Here is a 17,112-nt window from a genome sequence, read left to right as displayed (position 1 = left end):
CGGGCGGGGGCGCTGCCCTCGCCCCCGCGGCCCGCGCGGCCGGGGGGCTGGCGGTGCCGCCTGTGCCCGGGTGTCTGGGGTGTTCCGCCGCACGGCCGGCCCCCCCCCCCCCCCCCCCGCCCCCCCCCCCCCCCCCCCCGCCCGGGGCGGGGGGGGGGGGCGGGGGGGGGGGGGGGGGGCCCCCCCCCCCCCCCCCCCCCCCCCCCCCCCCCCCCGCTCCTACAACTGCGGGGGCGCCCCGGCGCCTATGACTTTTTGCCGCTTGACACACCGCACAACGGCGGCCTAAGTTCGAGCCATGTATCCCAACACGCCCGCGCTGCGTTCCACCCTGGCCACCTCCGTGGTCCGCGCGCTTGCGTCCACCACCACCGCGACTACGACCACCACCACGACCACTACGGTCGGAGGATCGGAGTCCGCGCGCGCTTAGGTTCCATGTCGCTGCCGGCCCCGACCTCCCGCAGGACGGGACCGGCGCCGGGATCCACAGCCGAACTCCCTTCTTGCGATGTGACGGGCCTCAACCGGAGGCTTTACCGTGTCCATCGCCGTCGCTTTACCCCGCTCGCCCTTACGTGCCGCGCCCGCGCGCGCGGTGCTACCGCCCCTTGTCGTGAACGTGGGGGTTATCGGCCCCGGTAAGGTCGGAACCGCCTTTCTCCACCAGCTGCGCCATGCAGCCCCCCGGCTGCTGCGCGAATGCCGGCTGGAACTGCGCCTGCGCGCGGTCAGCGACAGCCGGCACATGTGGCTGGATTGCGATGATGAGGCCCTGAACGGGCGCATGGGCGGGGCCCAGACCTGGCGCCCCGTGGCCCTGGACGACTTCGCCGCCTATGTCGCAGGGCACCAGGGCGAAGCCGCCGTGTTGGCCGACTGCACGGCCAGCGATGCCGTGGCCGATCACTACGCCGGCTGGCTCGCCGCCGGTATCCATGTGGTGACCCCCAACAAACGCGCGGCCAGCGGGTGTATCAACCGCTGGCAGGCCATCGCCCGCGCTTCCGATGCCAGCGGCGCCCGCCTGCATTACGAAGGCACGGTGGGTGCCGGCCTGCCGGTGGTGCAGACCCTGCGCGACCTGATCGATACCGGCGATGAGTTGCAAGCCGTGGAAGGCATGCTTTCCGGCACGCTGGCCTGGCTGTTCAACCGCTTTGATGGCTCGGTGCCGTTCTCCGCGCTGGTCCGCGAGGCCCATGCCCTGGGCTATACGGAGCCGGACCCGCGTGACGACCTTTCCGGGATGGATGTGGCACGCAAACTGGTGATCCTCGCACGGGAGGCCGGTGTCGCCCTCTCGCTCGATGACGTTGCGGTGGACAGCCTTGTCCCGCCAGCGCTGGCCGAACTGAGCCGCGAAGACTTCATGGAGGCCCTGCCCGCCATGGATGCACCCATGGCCACCCTGCTGGCCGAGGCCAAGGCGGCCGACGGGGTGCTTCGCCACGTGGCGCGGCTGGACCGCGACGGCGCCTCGGTCGGCGTGCAGGTGCTGGCGCGCAGCCACGCGTTCGCCCATGGCCAGCTCACCGATAACGTGGTGCGTTTCGCCACGCGCCGATACTGCGACAATGCCCTGGTAGTCCAGGGGCCGGGTGCCGGCCCCGAGGTCACGGCGGCGGCGGTGTTCACGGACCTGCTGCGCGTGGCCGGCGCCATGGGAGTAAAACGATGCGCATGCTGAAAGAAGATACCTCGCCCCTTGCCCGTACCGATGTCGCGACCGCCGAGGCCTACGCCAGCGTCGGCAACGTGGGGATCGGCTTCGACATCCTTGGCCACACGGTGGAAGGCGCCGGCGACCGCGCCGAGGTACGCCGGATTCCTGAGCGCGAGGTGCGGATTGCCGCCATCCATGGTGTCATCACCGATCTTCCGCTGAAGCCCGAGGACAACACCGCCGGTGCCGCGCTGCTTTCAATGATGCGTGGGCTGAAGCTGCCTTTCGGCTTTGAGCTCACCCTGCACAAAGGCATCGCGCTGGGATCCGGCATGGGTGGCTCCGCCGCCTCGTGCGTGGCCGCCGTGGTTGCGGCGAATGCGCTGCTCGACGAACCGCTGCCGCGCGATGCGCTTTACCCGTTCGCGATGGATGGCGAAGTGGTCGCCAGCGGCAGCCGGCATGGCGATAACCTGGGCCCCATGTTGCTGGGCGGCCTGGTACTCGCCACCGACACGCGCCTTGTGCGTGTTCCCGTGCCGGCCGAGTGGCATTGCGCGCTGGTCCATCCGCACGTGGTGCTCGAAACCCGCAAGGCCCGTGCCGCGTTGGCGGGCAACTATGCGCTGGGCGAATTCGTCGCACAGAGCGCGAACCTGGCCATGGTGCTGGCAGGCTGCTACCGCGGTGAAGCCGCGCTGGTCCGGGAAGGCCTTTCCGATGTACTGGTGGAACCGCGCCGCGCCCCGCTCATTCCGGGCTTTTATGCCGTGAAGCAGGCCGCGCTCGACCATGGTGCGTTCGGCGCCAGCATCTCCGGCGCCGGCCCCAGCGTGTTCGGCTGGTTCGAGGATCGCGCCGCCGCCGTCGCCGCTGCGCACGACATGCAGGCCGCGTTCCGCCACGCTGGGCACCGCAGCGATGCTTTGGTCGCGCCGATCGATGGCCCCGCGGCGCGGGTGGTGTGACAATGCGCTATGTAAGTACGCGCGGCGGGGCCGCGCCGGTGTCACTTTCGTCCGCCATCGCGACCGGCCTTGCGCCGGATGGTGGCTTGTATGTACCCGAGGCCATGCCGCGCGTCGGCAAGTTGCCCTCGGGCGGCTACCTCGCCAGCACGGCCTTCGCCATGCTCGAACCCTTCTTTGCAGGGGACCCGCTCGCCGGTGAGCTTGAGGCCATCTGCGCGGAAGCGTTCTCGCACCCTGCGCCACGGCGCGAGCTGAAGATCGTCGGCGCGCACGTGCTGGAGCTGTTCCATGGGCCCACGGCAGCGTTCAAGGACTTCGGTGCGCGCTTCCTTGCGGCGTGCATCGCGCGGCTGCGTGCAGGTGAAGACCAGCCCCTGACTATCCTCGTGGCCACATCGGGCGATACGGGTGCGGCGGTCGGTGCCGCGTTCCATGGTATTCCCGGTGTGCGCGTCGCCATCCTCTACCCCGATAACCGCGTGTCGCCACGCCAGGCCCACCAGCTCGGCAGCTTCGGCGGCAACGTGCGGGCGCTACGCGTGGAAGGCAGCTTCGATGACTGCCAGCGCCTGGTGAAAGGGGCCTTCGGTGATCCGGCGTTGCAGGCTGATGTGCCGCTGTCGTCCGCGAACAGCATCAGCCTCGGCCGCCTGCTTCCGCAGATGGCGTACTTCGGCCACGCCGCGCTGAATGCTGGCGACCAACCCATGAACGTCATCGTGCCGACCGGCAACCTCGGTAACGCCGTGGCCTGCCTGTGGGCGCGTGAGATCGGTTTGCCGATCGGCGAGGTCGTCTTCGCCTGTAACGCCAACGATACACTTCCGGAATTCTTCGGCGGCCAGCCCTACCGGGCGCGCGATGCCATCGCCACGATCGCCAACGCCATGGATGTCGGTGCGCCCAGCAACTTCGAGCGCCTGCGCCACCTGTTCGGCAGCGACGAGGCCACCCGCCTGAACGGCACCGCCCACGCCATCGACGATGCCACCATCCGCGATGTGATCCGCCGCCATGCGGCTACGGATGGCGAAGTGTTCTGCCCGCACACCGCCACCGCCATCCGCGTGTTCGAACAGCGCCGCCTGGCCGGTGACGAACGCGCCTGGACCATGGCCGCCACCGCCCACCCGGCCAAGTTCGACACGATCGTCGAGCCGTTGATTGGTCGGGAGGTGGAGGTACCGGAGGCATTGGCCGCGATGCTGGCCCGGGAGGCCGTCGCGGAGCCGATGGCTGCCGACGGGCGGGTTTTTGCTGATTGGCTGCGGGGCTGGTAGGTCGCCGCGCACCCGATCGCGCGCGAGCGCGCTCCTACACAAGCAGGCCACCGCCGCCTTGTAGGAGCGCGCTTGCGCGCGATCCGCACCGCCTGACTAACGTTCTGGGCAGCATCACCCAAATGTCTCGTGAAACACCCCATACAAGCTTTGATCATCATCGGCTACCCGCAGGACACGTCGGCCGGGTTCCTCCGAAGATCGGGGCAGTTCCCCAGGACGCTTCGATCCAAGCTGATCTGGAGCGCGACTCGGGCGACGACAGGTTTACTTTGACTACGGTCTCACCCTTACAAACTATCGCGTACCTATCCTGAGAAAATGCGTGGCGTTTGTAGCCTTGCGCTTCAAGCGCGGCTACAACCGGGTCCAGATTCACTGGCCCGGCCGGCAAACTCACGCGTGAGCGGACATATATGGACGGTTCCCTCTCTATAACCTCAATCGGGACGGAGCGGCCTCCAACGAATTCAGATGCGATCTCCGCCACCGTGCGTTTCAGGGATGCGGTGCCAGGATGGGGAGCCATTTGCAGCTCCCTCTCCTTTGATACCCCGAAGACACAGCCCGTGATCGCAAGGACCGTCACGGCGACATTCATCCAGCCCGATAACCTCATTCAGGCACGCCCTTGCCAAACAGAAGAATGAAGCAAGTGAACTGCCGGTGCGATGTCCATGCCATGTAACCGAGCCCGTTAGATATTGCGAGGCGGCGGACTCTACGGTATCCGTACCGCGACGTATGCCCCTTCCTATGTGACGCAGATCACATTCGATCGTTTTTCAGAATTCTTCTATGCCGGGTGGGTTGGGCGTGGATGTCGGGTAGGCCGACTCCAAGGGAGCGGGCGGTGTCGTTCGTGCAGCGTCCGGCTGCGTCTTGCGGTCAACTCGCTCGTGCGATCGCGCGCAAGCGCGCTCCTACAGGGGCGCATCTGGGTGGGTATACCAGTGGCGTGGATGCCGCGGTCCGGCGCGGGTTGCGGGACAAAACCACGGGTTGGATGGATAGCCGTCCAAACGTTCCTAGGAAAATTCTTACAAACGAAACTGTTGACACGCGTCAAACCGGTGACGTACGTTCGACCGCATGACGCAGCGCACCACCCATGGCCGCTTTTCCCTGAATCGACTTACCAAGGTCGACGGAAAGCTGCGTCTCGGCGGCGGCCTCCTTCTTATTAACCTTGTACTTATTACCTGCGGAGGTGCGGGCTAAGGGCAAGTGTCCAGGTGAAACGAAAATAACCTGAAGACTCCTTAAGAACCCCGCACCCGGACACGGATGCGGGGTTTTTTATTGCCCGGCCCGCCTCGACAACGAGCGGAGCCAGACATGAATCCAGCACACCAGGGCAGTACACACGGCGACGTCGAAAGCGACGTAGGCCGCGTGCGTATCTTCGACACCACCTTGCGCGACGGCGAGCAGGCCCCTGGGTTTTCCATGGACCGGCGCGCCAAATTGCGCATGGCACAAGCCCTGGAGGACCTGGGCGTCGATATCATCGAAGCGGGGTTCCCGCAGGCTTCACCCGATGATTTCGCCGCCGTGGCCGAGATCGCGAGGACGTTGAAACAACCCACGGTCGCCGCGCTGGCACGATGCCAACCCGGTGACATCGACTCCGCCGGAAGGGCCCTGGAAGGCGCAAGGCATTCACGGATCCACCTGTTCCTGTCCACCTCTCCCCTGCATCGCGAACACAAGCTGGGGAAATCGAAACAAGAAGTGATCGACATCGCCGCAACGGCGATCCGCAGGGCCAAGGCCCTCGCCCATGAAGTCGAATTCTCCGCCGAAGACGCCCTGCGCACCGAGCCGGATTACCTCGCCGAGATCTTCTCGGTCGCCGTTGAAGCCGGCGCCTGCGTGCTCAACGCTCCCGACACCGTCGGCTACACCACCCCCGCCGAAATCACCGAGATGTTCCGCTACCTGCGTGCGAACGTGCGTGGCGCGGACAAGGTCATGTTCTCCACGCATTGCCACGATGACCTGGGCATGGCGGTGGCAAACAGCCTGGCCGCGATCAGCGCCGGCGCCCGCCAGGTGGAATGCACTATCAACGGCATTGGCGAGCGTGCCGGCAACGCCGCGCTGGAAGAAATCGTGATGGCGCTGCACACGCGCCGCCCGCTGTTCAAGCTGGATACCGGCATCGTCACCCAGCACCTGTACCCGACCTCGCGCCTGCTCACCGAAGTGACCGGCCAGGCCGTGCCGCGCAACAAGGCCATCGTGGGCGATAACGCCTTCGCCCACGAATCGGGCATCCACCAGCACGGCATGCTCAAGCACCGCGGTACCTACGAAATCATGAGCCCGCAGGATGTTGGCGCGAAGACCTCGCTGGTCCTCGGCAAGCATTCGGGCCGCCACGCCCTGCGCCAGCGCCTGGTCGAACTGGAGTACGAGGTCGACGAAACCACGCTGGATGCCGTCTTCGAGCGCTTCAAGGTGGTCGCCGATCGCCAGCGCTCCGTTACCAACGATGACCTCGTCGCCCTCATGGGTGCGTACGAGGCTGAAAGCGAGACCGCGGCCGTCGCGGTCCAGTCCTGAAGGAGGAACCATGGAAGCCCCGACCCATCTCTGGCACAACGGCCGTATCAAGGCCTGGGCCGAAGCCACCTGCCACGTCGGCGCCCACGCGCTGCACTACGGTTCCTCGGTATTCGAAGGCATCCGCGTGTACAGCACGCCGGATGGCCCGCGCTATTTCCGCCTGGATGAGCACACCGAGCGCCTGTTCCACTCCGCCCGCGTGTATGACCTGGTGATGCCCTACGACGCGGCCACGCTCAACCGCGCGTGCCGCGAAGTGATCGTGGCCAACGGCCTGAAGTCCGCCTACGTGCGCCCCATCGTGTACCGCAGCGGCTTCACCTTCAGCCTGGCGCCGTCGCTGGATACCGCCGTGGATGTCGCGATCATCGCGTTGCCGTGGGGTGCCTACCACGGTGCCGATGCCATCGAAAAAGGCGTGGATGTCTGCGTTTCCTCGTGGAACCGCGCGGCACCCAATACGTTCCCTTCCGGCGCGAAGGCCGGCGGCAACTACCTCAACAGCCAGCTCATCGCGCGTGAAGCGGTGAACGGCGGCTACGCCGAAGGCATCGCGCTGGGCACCGACGGCCTGCTGAGCGAAGGTGCGGGGGAGAACCTGTTTGTCGTGCGCAAAGGCGTGATCTACACGCCACCCGCCGCCGCGTCGATCCTGTGCGGCATCACCCGCGATTCCGTGCTCACGCTGGCCAAGGACCTTGGCTACGACGTGGTCGAACAGCCGCTGCCGCGCGAGATGCTGTACTTCGCCGATGAGGTGTTCATGACCGGCACCGCCGCCGAAGTGACCGCCGTGCGTTCGGTCGACCGCAAGCCGGTTGGCAGCGGCCGTCCCGGCCCCATCACCCGCGCGCTGCAGGATGCTTTCTTCGGCCTGTTCGATGGCCGCACGGAGGATCGCTGGGGCTGGCTGTCACCGGTGGAAGAAACCACCGCCGGGAGGGTCGCGGCATGAAGGCGCGCACCCTGTTCGACAAACTGTGGGATGCCCACCAGGTCAAGGCCGAGACGGACAGCACGCCGGGCGTGCTGTACATCGACCTGCACCTGGTCCACGAAGTGACTTCGCCGCAGGCGTTTGATGAACTGCGTTCGCGCGGCCTGAAGGTGCGCCGCCCGGATCGTACGCTGGCCACGCTGGACCACTCCACCCCGACGCTGCCGCCGGATGCCGCGGGCAAGCGCCCGTACTTCACGAAGGAAGCCGAAGCCCAGGTCGCCAAGCTCGAAGCCAACGTGCGCGAGTTCGGCATCGACCTGATGGGCTGGGACAGTCCGCACCGGGGTGTCGTCCATGTGGCCGGCCCCGAAGTGGGCGCCACGCACCCGGGCATGACCATCGTCTGCGGCGATAGCCACACGGCCACCCACGGCGCATTCGGCTCGCTGGCCTTCGGCATCGGCACCACCGAGGTCGGCCACGTGCTGGCCACGCAGTGCCTGCTCCAGCGCAAACCCAAGTCGTTCGCCATCCACGTCGATGGCCAGCTGCAGCAGGGCGTCACCGCGAAAGACCTGATCCTGCACATCATCGGGAAGATCGGCATCGGTGGCGGCACTGGCTACGTGCTGGAGTACACCGGCGAAGCGATCCGCGCCATGTCGATGGAAGAGCGCATGACGGTGTGCAATATGTCGATCGAAGCTGGCGCCCGTGCGGGCCTGGTCGCCCCCGACGACACCACGTTCGCGTGGCTGAAGGGCCGCGAACGCGCACCGCAGGGCGCCGCGTGGGATGAAGCCGTCACGCGCTGGCGTGCGCTCACCACCGACGAAGGCGCAACCTACGATCGCGAAGTGCGCATCGATGCCTCGGCCATCCAGCCGTCGGTCACCTACGGTACCCACCCGGGCATGGTCATGGCCATTCACGCCTCGGTGCCCGCGGCTGCGGATGCGCTGGAACAACGTGCACTGGATTACATGAAGGTCACCGCGGGCAAGCCGATCGCGGGCGAAGCCGTCGATGTCGTGTTCATCGGCAGCTGTACCAACGGGCGCCTGTCCGACCTGCGTGCCGCTGCGGAGATCCTGCGTGGCCGCCGCGTGGCGGAAGGCGTGCGCATGCTGGTCGTGCCGGGCTCCGAACAGGTGCGCCGCGATGCGGAAAGCGAAGGCCTGCACCACGTGTTCCTGGAAGCCGGTGCGGAATGGCGCCAGCCGGGCTGCTCCATGTGCATCGCCATGAACGGCGACATGGCCCAGCCGGGCCAGCTCGTCGTCGCCACCAGCAACCGCAACTTCGAAGGCCGCCAGGGCAAGGGCGCACGCACGGTGCTCGCCAGCCCGCTGGTCGCCGCCGCCTCGGCCGTGGCCGGGCGCGTCACCGATCCGCGTGAGTACATGAACCAGGAAGCCGCCGCATGAGCACCACCACCCGCCCGCTCACCTATGTGCACTCGCGCACGGCCGTGCTGCGTGATGAAAACATCGATACCGACCGGATCATCCCGGCGCGCTTTCTCACCACCACCGAGCGCACGGGGCTGGGCAAGCATTGCTTCGAGGATTGGCGCTACGCCGCCGACGGAAGCGATAACCCCGCATTCGCTTTGAACCAGCCGGCCGCACGCGGTTGCTCCATCCTGGTCGCCGGCCACAATTTCGGCTGCGGCTCCTCGCGCGAACACGCGCCGTGGGCCCTGCTGGATTACGGCATCCAGGCAGTGATTTCCAGCGAGATCGCGGACATCTTCCGCGGCAATTCGTTGAAGAACGGCCTGCTCGCCATTGTGCTTTCCACGGCAGAACACCGCTGGCTGCTGGATAACCCCGGCGTCGAACTGCGCATCGATATCGCCAGCGGAACCATCCGCCTGCCCGATGGCGGAAACATCCATTTCGATCTTGAACCATTCGCCCGCCACTGCCTGCTCAACGGCGTGGACCAGATGGGTTTCCTGCTGCAGCAGGACGACGCCATCGGCGCCTATGAACAACGCATGGAGAAAGCAGCATGAAGAAGGCCAACATCGTCGTATTGCCGGGTGACGGCATCGGCCCGGAGGTCGCCGCCGCGGGCGTCGCCGTCCTGCGTGCCGTGGCCGAGCGCTTCGGCCATACATTCTCCTTCACCGAGCACGCCATTGGTGGTGACGCCATCGATCGCTTTGGCGACCCGCTGCCGCAGGCAACCCGCGACGCACTCCTGGCCTGCGATGCCATCCTGCTCGGGGCCGTCGGCGGCCCGAAGTGGTCTGACCCCTCCGCGAAGGTGCGCCCGGAACAGGGCCTGCTGGCCATGCGCAAGATGCTCGGCGTGTTCGCCAACGTGCGCCCGCTGAAGCTTCATCCGCGCACCGCCGCGCTGTCCCCGCTGAAGCCGGAGCGCACTGCCGGCGTGGACCTGGTGTTCATTCGCGAGCTCACCGGCGGCATCTACTTCGGCGCCAAAACGCGCAGCGAAAGCGATGCCACGGACGAGTGCCGCTACAGCGTCGAGGAAGTGGAGCGCGTCGTGCGCCACGCGTTCGAGCTGGCCCGCACCCGCCGCAAGAAAGTCACCTCGGTAGACAAGGCCAACGTGCTGGAGACCTCGCGCCTGTGGCGTTCGGTCGCCACGCGCGTCGCCGCCGACTTCCCGGACGTGGCGCTGGAACACCAGCTGGTCGATTCCATGGCTATGCACCTGCTGACCCACCCCGCCGACTACGACGTGATCGTGACCGAGAACATGTTCGGCGACATCCTGACCGATGAAGCCTCGGTGCTGGCGGGTTCGCTGGGCCTGTCGCCGTCCGCATCGATCGGCGGTCCCGGTGCCGGCATCTACGAACCCATCCACGGTTCCGCGCCGGATATTGCGGGCCAGGCGGCGGCCAACCCGCTGGGCACGATCCTCTCCGCCGCGATGCTGCTGCGCCATTCGCTCGGCCTGGCCGACGAAGCCACCGCCGTCGAAGACGCCGTGGACCACGTACTCGAGCACGCCAACCTCACCCGCGACCTGGGCGGCACGGCCACGACGCACGCCGTCACCCGTTCTGTCCTGGACGCCATCCAAGCCAAGGCGGAGGCCGCATGAGCACCCGGAAGATTCCCATCCGCACGCTGCGCAGCGATGCGATCAAGACCGGCCCGGATCGCGCGCCGGCCCGCGCCATGCTGCGCGCCACCGGCCTGGATGATGACGCTATCGCCAGGCCGATGGTCGCCATCGTGCACAGCTGGTCCAACGTCTCGCCATGCAACCTCAACCTGCGCGAACTCGCCGAAGCCGCCGCCGAAGGCGTGCGCGCTGCCGGTGGCACGCCGGTGGAGTTCAACACCATCGCCGTGACCGATGGCATCGCCATGGGTACCACCGGCATGCGCTCATCACTGGTGAGCCGCGAGGTGATCACCGATTCGATCGAGCTGGCCGTGGATGGCCACTGCCTCGATGCGATGGTGGTGCTGTGTGGTTGCGACAAGACCATCCCTGCGGCCGCGATGGCGCTGGCCCGCCTGAATATCCCGGGCGTCGCGCTGTACGGCGGCAGCATCGACCACGGCAAGCGCAACGGCTGCGCCATTACCGTGCAGAACGTGTTCGAAGCGGTGGGCGCCCACGGCGCCGGCAAGATCACCGACGAGGAACTGGATGATGTCGAGCGCCATGCGTGCCCGGGCGCCGGTGCGTGCGGCGGGCAGTACACCGCGAACACCATGGCCATGGTGCTGACCATGCTCGGCCTGACCCCGGTCGGCCTGAACGACATTCCCGCGACGGACCCGGCCAAGCGCGACGCCGCGTTCCGCTGCGGCGAACTGGCCATGGCCTGTCTGGAAGCCGACCGCAAGCCGCGCGACGTCATGACCCGCGATGCGTTCGAAAATGCTACGCGCGTCGTCGCCGCCACCGCGGGCTCCACCAACGCCGTGCTGCATCTGCTGGCGATGGCCAACGAAGCCCGCGTACCGCTGTCAATCGAAGACTTCGAGCCCGCATCGAAGAACACACCCGTCATCGCCGACCTGATGCCGGGAGGCCGCTACAGCGCGGTAGAAATGTCCGCCGCCGGCGGTGTCGCCATAGTGGCGCAGGAACTGCGCAAGGCCGGCATGCTGAAGAACACGGCCACCGTCACCGGCCGTAGCATGTTTGAGGAACTGGATGCCGCACCGCCGGCTACCGAGGGCCAGGTTGTGGTTCGCAGCGTCACCGAGGCATTCAAGCCACGCGGTGGCTACAGCATCCTCTACGGCAACCTGTCGCCTGAAGGCTGCATCCTGAAGCTGGCAGGCCACGGCCGTACCAGCCACGCCGGGCCGGCGCGCGTGTTCGAGAGCGAAGAAGAAGCCTTCGCGGCCGTGCAGGCAGGGCGTATCCGTGCCGGTGATGTCATGGTTATCCGTAACGAAGGCCCCGCAGGCGGCCCGGGCATGCGCGAAATGCTGGCGGTCACCGCGGCGCTCGTCGGCCGCGGCCTGGGCAACGACGTGGCGCTGATCACCGATGGCCGCTTCAGCGGCGCGACCCACGGCTTCATGGTCGGCCACATTGCACCGGAGGCCGCACGCGGTGGTCCGATCGGGCTTATCCGCGAAGGTGACGCGATCTTTATCGATGCGACCACGCGCGAACTGCGCACCGACGCCGACCTGGCCTCCCGTCGCGCCGCATGGCGCCCCACCCCACCGAAGGTGACCCGTGGCGTGCTCGCCAAGTACGCGCGCCTCGTGGGCTCCGCCGCCGAGGGTGCGGTAACCCAGGCGTTTGACGATGCACCCGCGACCAGCCAGCGCGTACGCCGCGAGATTGAGGATGAGGACCTCACGCAGGAACTGATCGGCAACTAATTTTGTTTTGCGGGGGCGTGCTAGCGCGCGCACCGGGCCCTGAATCCCTGGCCGCGTGCAAGCACGCCCCCGCGCCTTAGTGATCTGCCTTTGTAGGAGCGCGCTTGCGCGCGATGGCGCCGCCGCGCACTCCCCGATCGCGTGCAGGCACGCTCCTACATTTACCTATTTACCCAAGGAACCGACATGACCGAGAAGCAAGCTACTACCGCCCCGCTGCAGAATGCCCGTATCGCCGTGCTCGGCTACGGTAGCCAGGGCCGCGCCCACGCGCTGAACCTGAAGGACTCCGGCCTCGACGTCGTCGTCGGCCTGCGCCCGGGTGGCCCGTCGTGGAACCGTGCTTACGTGGATGGCTTCGCGGTGGCCGAACCGGGTGATGCCGTGCGCGGCGCCGACCTGGTTGCCGTGCTCACGCCGGACATGACCCAGCCGGGTATCTACAAGGAATCGATCGAACCGAATATCAAGCCCGGCGCCACCCTGCTGTTCGCCCACGGCTTCAACGTCCACTTCGGCCAGATTACCCCGCGCGCGGATATCGACGTCGTGCTGGTCGCGCCGAAGGGCCCTGGCGCGCTGGTGCGCCGCGAGTATGAGATCGGCCGCGGCGTGCCCTGCCTGTACGCCGTGCACCAGGATGCGACCGGCCACGCCACCGAGCGCGCCACCGCGTACGCCGCCGGCATCGGTGGCGCCCGCGCCATGCTGATCGAAACCGATTTCAAGGAAGAGACCGAAACCGATCTGTTCGGCGAGCAGGCCGTGCTGTGTGGTGGTGCATCGGAACTGGTGATCAAGGGTTTCGAAACGCTGGTGGAAGCCGGCTACCGTCCGGAGATCGCCTATTACGAAGTGATGCACGAGCTGAAGCTGATCGTGGACCTGTTCTACGAAGGTGGTATCGCCCGCATGCTCGAATTCATTTCCGAGACCGCTCAGTACGGCGATTACACCCGTGGCCCGCGCGTGGTGGATGAAGGCACCAAGGAGCGCATGAAGGCCGTACTGAAGGAAATTCAGGACGGCACGTTCGCCCGCGAGTGGACCGCTGAATACAAGGCCGGCCTGCCGAACTACAAGGCGTTCAAGCAGCGCGATCTCGAGCACCCGATCGAGAAGGTCGGCGCGCAGCTTCGCGCGCGCATGCCGTGGCTCGCGGCAAACCAGCCGAAGCCCGCTGAGGAAGCATCGAAGACCGCTTGATCCCGCCACCTGTAGGAGCGCGCTTGCGCGCGATGGTCGCCTGCCGCAAATCCGAGTCGCGCGCATGCGCGCTCCTACACAGAGCCTTGAAAAGGAAACCCACGTGAACGCGCAACTGGATACCGTCGGCGACATTAGCCGCACCACCTCGAAGCACCCCCTGGCCGGGCGCGCCATGACCGGCGCCGATATCGTCGTGCAGATCCTTGCCGATGAAGGCCTTGATGTACTTTTTGGTTATTCCGGTGGCGCCATCCTTCCGGTGTACGACGCGGTGTTCCGCTTCAACGCCGACCACGTGCGTGAGGACGGCAGCGAGCCGCTGCCGCTGATCGTCCCCGCCAATGAACAGGGCGCCTGTTTCATGGCCGCCGGGTATGCCCGCGCCTCCGGTCGTGTTGGCGTGGCGCTCGTGACGTCAGGCCCCGGCGCCACGAACGCGGTGACGCCAGTGCGTGATTCCATGGCGGATTCCATTCCACTGGTCGTTATCTCCGGCCAGGTGCCTACGGGCTCTATCGGCACGGATGCGTTCCAGGAAGCGCCCATCAGCCAGATCATGGGCTCGTGTGCCAAACACGTGTTCCTGGTCACCGATGCCTCCACGCTGGAGGCCACGCTGCGCACCGCGTTCCACATCGCGCGCAGTGGCAGGCCCGGCCCGGTGGTTATCGATATTCCCAAGGACGTGCAGAATGCTCCGCTCACATTCGAAGGCAACCGCGAACTGCCCGTGCGCGGCTACCGATCGCGCCTGCACGCGGTTGAATCCGCAACGCTTGCCGATGCCCATTGCGCGGCATTCTTCGCCCAGCTGGCCCAGGCCGAGCGGCCACTGATCTACGCGGGTGGTGGCATTGTCGCTGCCGGCGCCGCCGGACCGTTGCGCGAGTTCGCTCATGCGTTCGGCATCCCGGTGGTCACGACGCTGATGGGAATTGGTGGTTTCGACACCACGGACCCGCTCGCCCTGCACATGCTGGGCATGCACGGTGCCGCGTACGCCAACTACGCTATGGACGATTGCGACTTCGTGTTCGCCCTGGGAGCACGTTTCGATGATCGCGTGGTCGGTGTGCCCGATCAGTTCGCGCCCAAGGCGAAGGCCATTGCACAGGTCGACATTGACCCGGCCGAAATTGGCAAGGTGAAAGCGGTCGACTGGCACCACGTCGGCTCACTCGATACCACGCTCGACCGCCTGCTCGCTTACGGCGCCCGCAAGGGCTTCCGCAAGGATCTCTCGGCCTGGCACGCGCACGTGGCCGGGCTGAAGCGCGCGCATGCAATGAACTTCTGCCGTGACAGCGAGGCGATCCAGCCCTGTGCGGTGATCGAGGCGATCAACCGCATCACCAATGGCCGCGCCATCATCAGCACGGGCGTGGGCCAGCACCAGATGTGGGCGGCGCAGTACTTCGATTTTCGCGAGCCGCGCCATTGGCTGACCTCGGGGTCGATGGGCACGATGGGCTTTGGCCTGCCCGCGGCGATCGGCGCCCAACTCGCCCGCCCCGACCTCACGGTGATCGATATTGATGGCGACGCCAGCATCCGCATGAACATCGGCGAACTGGAGACCGTGACCACCTATGGCTTGCCGGTGAAGGTCGTGGTGCTGAACAACAGCGGCGACGGCATGGTGCGGCAGTGGCAAAAGCTGTTCTTCAAGGGCCGCTTCTCCGCCTCGGACAAGAGCCTGCACAAGAAGGATTTTGTCCGCGCCGCGCAGGCCGATGGCTTCGAGTGGGCGCAGCGCCTGGAGAACCCAGCAGACATCCCGGCAGTCATCGAGGATTTCCTGGCCTTCAAGGGGCCGGCGTTCCTCGAAGTGGTCATCGACCCCGATGCCGGCGTCTACCCGATGGTGGGGCCGGGTGCCACGTACGCCCAGATGATTACCGGCGACTGGATCGCCAGCCGCAGTGCGCCCGTGGCGCCGACCGGCCAGCCGACGGGGATGTTCTGATCATGCGCCACACGGTTTCCATCCTGCTGCAGAACGAGGCCGGCGCACTGGCCCGCGTGGCAGGCCTGTTCGCCTCGCGCGGCTACAACATCGAATCGCTGACGGTCGCCGCCACGCACGACGAGGACGTATCGCGCCTGACGTTGGTGGTATTCGGCGATGACGCCACGGTGGAGCAGATCATCAAGCAATCCGCCAAGCTGGTGGATGTGATCGAGATTGGTGAGCTCACCCGCAAGGAGCATGTGGAGCGCGAGCTCGTCGTGGCTCGCGTCGAAGCCGATGGCAATGCCGTGGATAGCTGCCTCGGCCGCTTCGGGGCACGCCTCCTCCAACGCGAAGGCGCACAATCGGTCGTCGAATACACCGGCCGCGCCGACGAGGTCGATGCCTTCCTGGATGCCCTGCGCGCGGCCGGCGATGTGGCCGACCACGCCCGCAGCGGCATCGCGGCGATAGAGCGCCCGCTGGTCGCTGCGTAATCCGCCTACGATCTGCACCATGGGTTTACTGTAGGAGCGCGCTTGCGCGCGATCAGGTCTCGCGACGAGCACCCATCGCGCGCAAGCGCACTCCTACAGACGGCGACGCGTTGCGCGCTGTTCCGTTACCAGACTTTATAAACCTGCCCGGTCTGCAAGCCTTCGACCGAGCGCGAGAAGGCCAGCGCGGCGCGCGCGGCGCTTACCGGCTCGAACCCGCGGAAGTAGGGACCGTAAGCGTGCATCGCTTCCGTCAGCACATTGGGGCTCACGACGTTGATGCGCAGTCCACGCGGCAATTCAATCGCGGCTGCACGTACGTACGCTTCCACGGCGCCGTTCGCCATGCTGGCACAGGCGCCCGAGAGGATCGGCTGCTCGGTGAGAATGCCGGTGATGAGCGTGAACGAGCCGCGGTCACGCAGCTTATGCATACCGGCCTGCACCAGGCGCACTTGGCCGAGCAGCTTGTCGTTAAGCCCTTCCAGATACTTTGCCTCGCCGAGCTCGGCCAGCGGCGCGAACGGGACCTTGCCCGCTGCGCACACGACGGCATCGAGGTCACCGACCACGTCGTACATGGCCGTCACGCTTGCCGCATCGCGCAGGTCCACTTGCACATCGCCACTGCTGCTGCCCGCGCGAATGATCTCGTGACGCTGCTCAAGTTCGGCGGCGACGGCCTGGCCCAGCGTTCCGCTGGCGCCAACGATAAGAATCTTCATGACAAGGGTTCCTGGTGAGTGCAACGTCCAAGGATACGCCCAGGCGGGTGAACTCCCCGCCGACTGGGCCGCTTGCGCGCGGCGGGTGGCGCGTCACGGATGCCTTGTTTGGCCGGCGCGCGCGTCGACCGCGGCTTCATGGGGTGTATCCGGCGGCTTCACCCTCCCGAACCTACGTTGGGCTTCAACGTAGCGAAGGAGTCTCCTCATGCCCTACACCCCGACCAACCCTCAGCCGCCGTTCGCCGAGCCGGGCAAGAATCGCCCGGAAGATGAGATTCGCCAGCCCGGTAGTTACCGCCCGGAGCGCGACGCGGACCCGGAGCCGCCCGAGGACAACGATCCGATCGAGCCGCTCGAACCCAAATAGCATCCAGGGCGCCTCCCCGGCGCCCTGCTTCCTTGTAGGAGCGCGCTTGCGCGTGATGGCCGTGCGTCACCACCCAGGCATCACGGCGCCC

13 protein-coding genes and 1 pseudogene are annotated in these 17,112 nt (G+C 66.7%); 13 read left to right on the top strand and 1 reads right to left on the bottom strand.

The features are described from left to right. Positions 1 to 541 precede the first annotated feature (541 nt). From ABIE56_RS21375 to ilvN, 12 genes and pseudogenes are all read left to right on the top strand, one after another. Positions 542 to 1,690 carry a homoserine dehydrogenase gene (locus tag ABIE56_RS21375; RefSeq protein WP_429245825.1) on the top strand — a complete coding sequence of 383 codons (1,149 nt, stop codon included), beginning with the start codon at positions 542 to 544 and terminating at the stop codon, positions 1,688 to 1,690. Beyond that, a complete protein-coding gene (locus ABIE56_RS21370; RefSeq protein ID WP_429245824.1) occupies positions 1,678 to 2,634 on the top strand; it encodes a homoserine kinase in 957 nt (318 codons plus the stop codon). Before ABIE56_RS21375 ends, ABIE56_RS21370 begins: the two co-directional genes overlap by 13 nt. Before the next feature lie 2 nt (positions 2,635 to 2,636). Continuing rightward, positions 2,637 to 3,917: a threonine synthase gene (gene thrC / locus ABIE56_RS21365; protein ID WP_429245823.1), complete on the top strand. Its 1,281-nt coding sequence runs from the start codon at positions 2,637 to 2,639 to the stop codon at positions 3,915 to 3,917. Positions 3,918 to 5,255: 1,338 nt separating this feature from the next. Then, a pseudogene (locus ABIE56_RS21360) lies at positions 5,256 to 6,455 on the top strand (2-isopropylmalate synthase); the annotation flags it as partial. A 40-nt stretch (positions 6,456 to 6,495) separates the two neighbouring features. Continuing rightward, a complete protein-coding gene (locus tag ABIE56_RS21355; protein ID WP_429245822.1) occupies positions 6,496 to 7,443 on the top strand; it encodes a branched-chain amino acid transaminase in 948 nt (315 codons plus the stop codon). After that, on the top strand, positions 7,440 to 8,855 hold the full coding sequence (gene leuC / locus ABIE56_RS21350) for a 3-isopropylmalate dehydratase large subunit (protein ID WP_429245821.1): 1,416 nt from the start codon (positions 7,440 to 7,442) through the stop codon (positions 8,853 to 8,855). The genes ABIE56_RS21355 and leuC overlap by 4 nt, the downstream gene beginning before the upstream one ends. Beyond that, positions 8,852 to 9,448, top strand: coding sequence for a 3-isopropylmalate dehydratase small subunit (gene leuD, locus ABIE56_RS21345; RefSeq protein ID WP_429245820.1), 597 nt, complete (start codon positions 8,852 to 8,854; stop codon positions 9,446 to 9,448). Before leuC ends, leuD begins: the two co-directional genes overlap by 4 nt. Continuing rightward, positions 9,445 to 10,512 carry a 3-isopropylmalate dehydrogenase gene (gene leuB / locus ABIE56_RS21340; protein ID WP_429245819.1) on the top strand — a complete coding sequence of 356 codons (1,068 nt, stop codon included), beginning with the start codon at positions 9,445 to 9,447 and terminating at the stop codon, positions 10,510 to 10,512. The genes leuD and leuB overlap by 4 nt, the downstream gene beginning before the upstream one ends. Beyond that, on the top strand, positions 10,509 to 12,269 hold the full coding sequence (gene ilvD, locus ABIE56_RS21335) for a dihydroxy-acid dehydratase (RefSeq protein ID WP_429245818.1): 1,761 nt from the start codon (positions 10,509 to 10,511) through the stop codon (positions 12,267 to 12,269). The genes leuB and ilvD overlap by 4 nt, the downstream gene beginning before the upstream one ends. Positions 12,270 to 12,455: 186 nt before the next feature. Then, positions 12,456 to 13,475, top strand: coding sequence for a ketol-acid reductoisomerase (ilvC, locus tag ABIE56_RS21330; protein ID WP_429245817.1), 1,020 nt, complete (start codon positions 12,456 to 12,458; stop codon positions 13,473 to 13,475). A 175-nt stretch (positions 13,476 to 13,650) separates the two neighbouring features. Beyond that, positions 13,651 to 15,444 (top strand): biosynthetic-type acetolactate synthase large subunit, encoded by a 1,794-nt coding sequence (gene ilvB / locus ABIE56_RS21325; RefSeq protein ID WP_429245829.1) that lies wholly within the window; start codon positions 13,651 to 13,653, stop codon positions 15,442 to 15,444. A gap of 2 nt (positions 15,445 to 15,446) precedes the next feature. After that, positions 15,447 to 15,926 (top strand): acetolactate synthase small subunit, encoded by a 480-nt coding sequence (ilvN, locus tag ABIE56_RS21320; protein ID WP_429245816.1) that lies wholly within the window; start codon positions 15,447 to 15,449, stop codon positions 15,924 to 15,926. A gap of 125 nt (positions 15,927 to 16,051) precedes the next feature. On the opposite strand, the gene ABIE56_RS21315 is transcribed toward ilvN, so the two are convergent. Next, entirely contained in the window at positions 16,052 to 16,651 is a 600-nt protein-coding gene (locus ABIE56_RS21315) for a short chain dehydrogenase (protein WP_429245815.1), read from the bottom strand. 208 nt (positions 16,652 to 16,859) lie between these two features. Between ABIE56_RS21315 and ABIE56_RS21310 the strand changes: the two genes are divergently transcribed. Then, entirely contained in the window at positions 16,860 to 17,021 is a 162-nt protein-coding gene (locus ABIE56_RS21310) for a hypothetical protein (protein WP_429245814.1), read from the top strand. The last annotated feature ends 91 nt before the right edge of the window (positions 17,022 to 17,112 follow it).

This window comes from Luteibacter sp. 621 (genome assembly GCF_050435445.1).
Classification (GTDB): domain Bacteria; phylum Pseudomonadota; class Gammaproteobacteria; order Xanthomonadales; family Rhodanobacteraceae; genus Luteibacter.
This window is presented reverse-complemented; position numbering and strand designations above follow the sequence as displayed.

Excerpts from the sequence above, each read along its gene's own strand:
- ABIE56_RS21370 (WP_429245824.1), top strand. The coding sequence starts at position 1,678 with ATGCGCATGCTGAAAGAAGATACCTCGCCCCTTGCCCGTACCGATGTC.
- thrC (WP_429245823.1), top strand. The coding sequence starts at position 2,637 with ATGCGCTATGTAAGTACGCGCGGCGGGGCCGCGCCGGTGTCACTTTCG.
- ABIE56_RS21355 (WP_429245822.1), top strand. The coding sequence starts at position 6,496 with ATGGAAGCCCCGACCCATCTCTGGCACAACGGCCGTATCAAGGCCTGG.
- leuC (WP_429245821.1), top strand. The coding sequence starts at position 7,440 with ATGAAGGCGCGCACCCTGTTCGACAAACTGTGGGATGCCCACCAGGTC.
- leuD (WP_429245820.1), top strand. The coding sequence starts at position 8,852 with ATGAGCACCACCACCCGCCCGCTCACCTATGTGCACTCGCGCACGGCC.
- leuB (WP_429245819.1), top strand. The coding sequence starts at position 9,445 with ATGAAGAAGGCCAACATCGTCGTATTGCCGGGTGACGGCATCGGCCCG.
- ilvD (WP_429245818.1), top strand. The coding sequence starts at position 10,509 with ATGAGCACCCGGAAGATTCCCATCCGCACGCTGCGCAGCGATGCGATC.
- ilvC (WP_429245817.1), top strand. The coding sequence starts at position 12,456 with ATGACCGAGAAGCAAGCTACTACCGCCCCGCTGCAGAATGCCCGTATC.
- ilvB (WP_429245829.1), top strand. The coding sequence starts at position 13,651 with ATGACCGGCGCCGATATCGTCGTGCAGATCCTTGCCGATGAAGGCCTT.
- ilvN (WP_429245816.1), top strand. The coding sequence starts at position 15,447 with ATGCGCCACACGGTTTCCATCCTGCTGCAGAACGAGGCCGGCGCACTG.
- ABIE56_RS21315 (WP_429245815.1), bottom strand. The coding sequence starts at position 16,651 with ATGAAGATTCTTATCGTTGGCGCCAGCGGAACGCTGGGCCAGGCCGTC.
- ABIE56_RS21310 (WP_429245814.1), top strand. The coding sequence starts at position 16,860 with ATGCCCTACACCCCGACCAACCCTCAGCCGCCGTTCGCCGAGCCGGGC.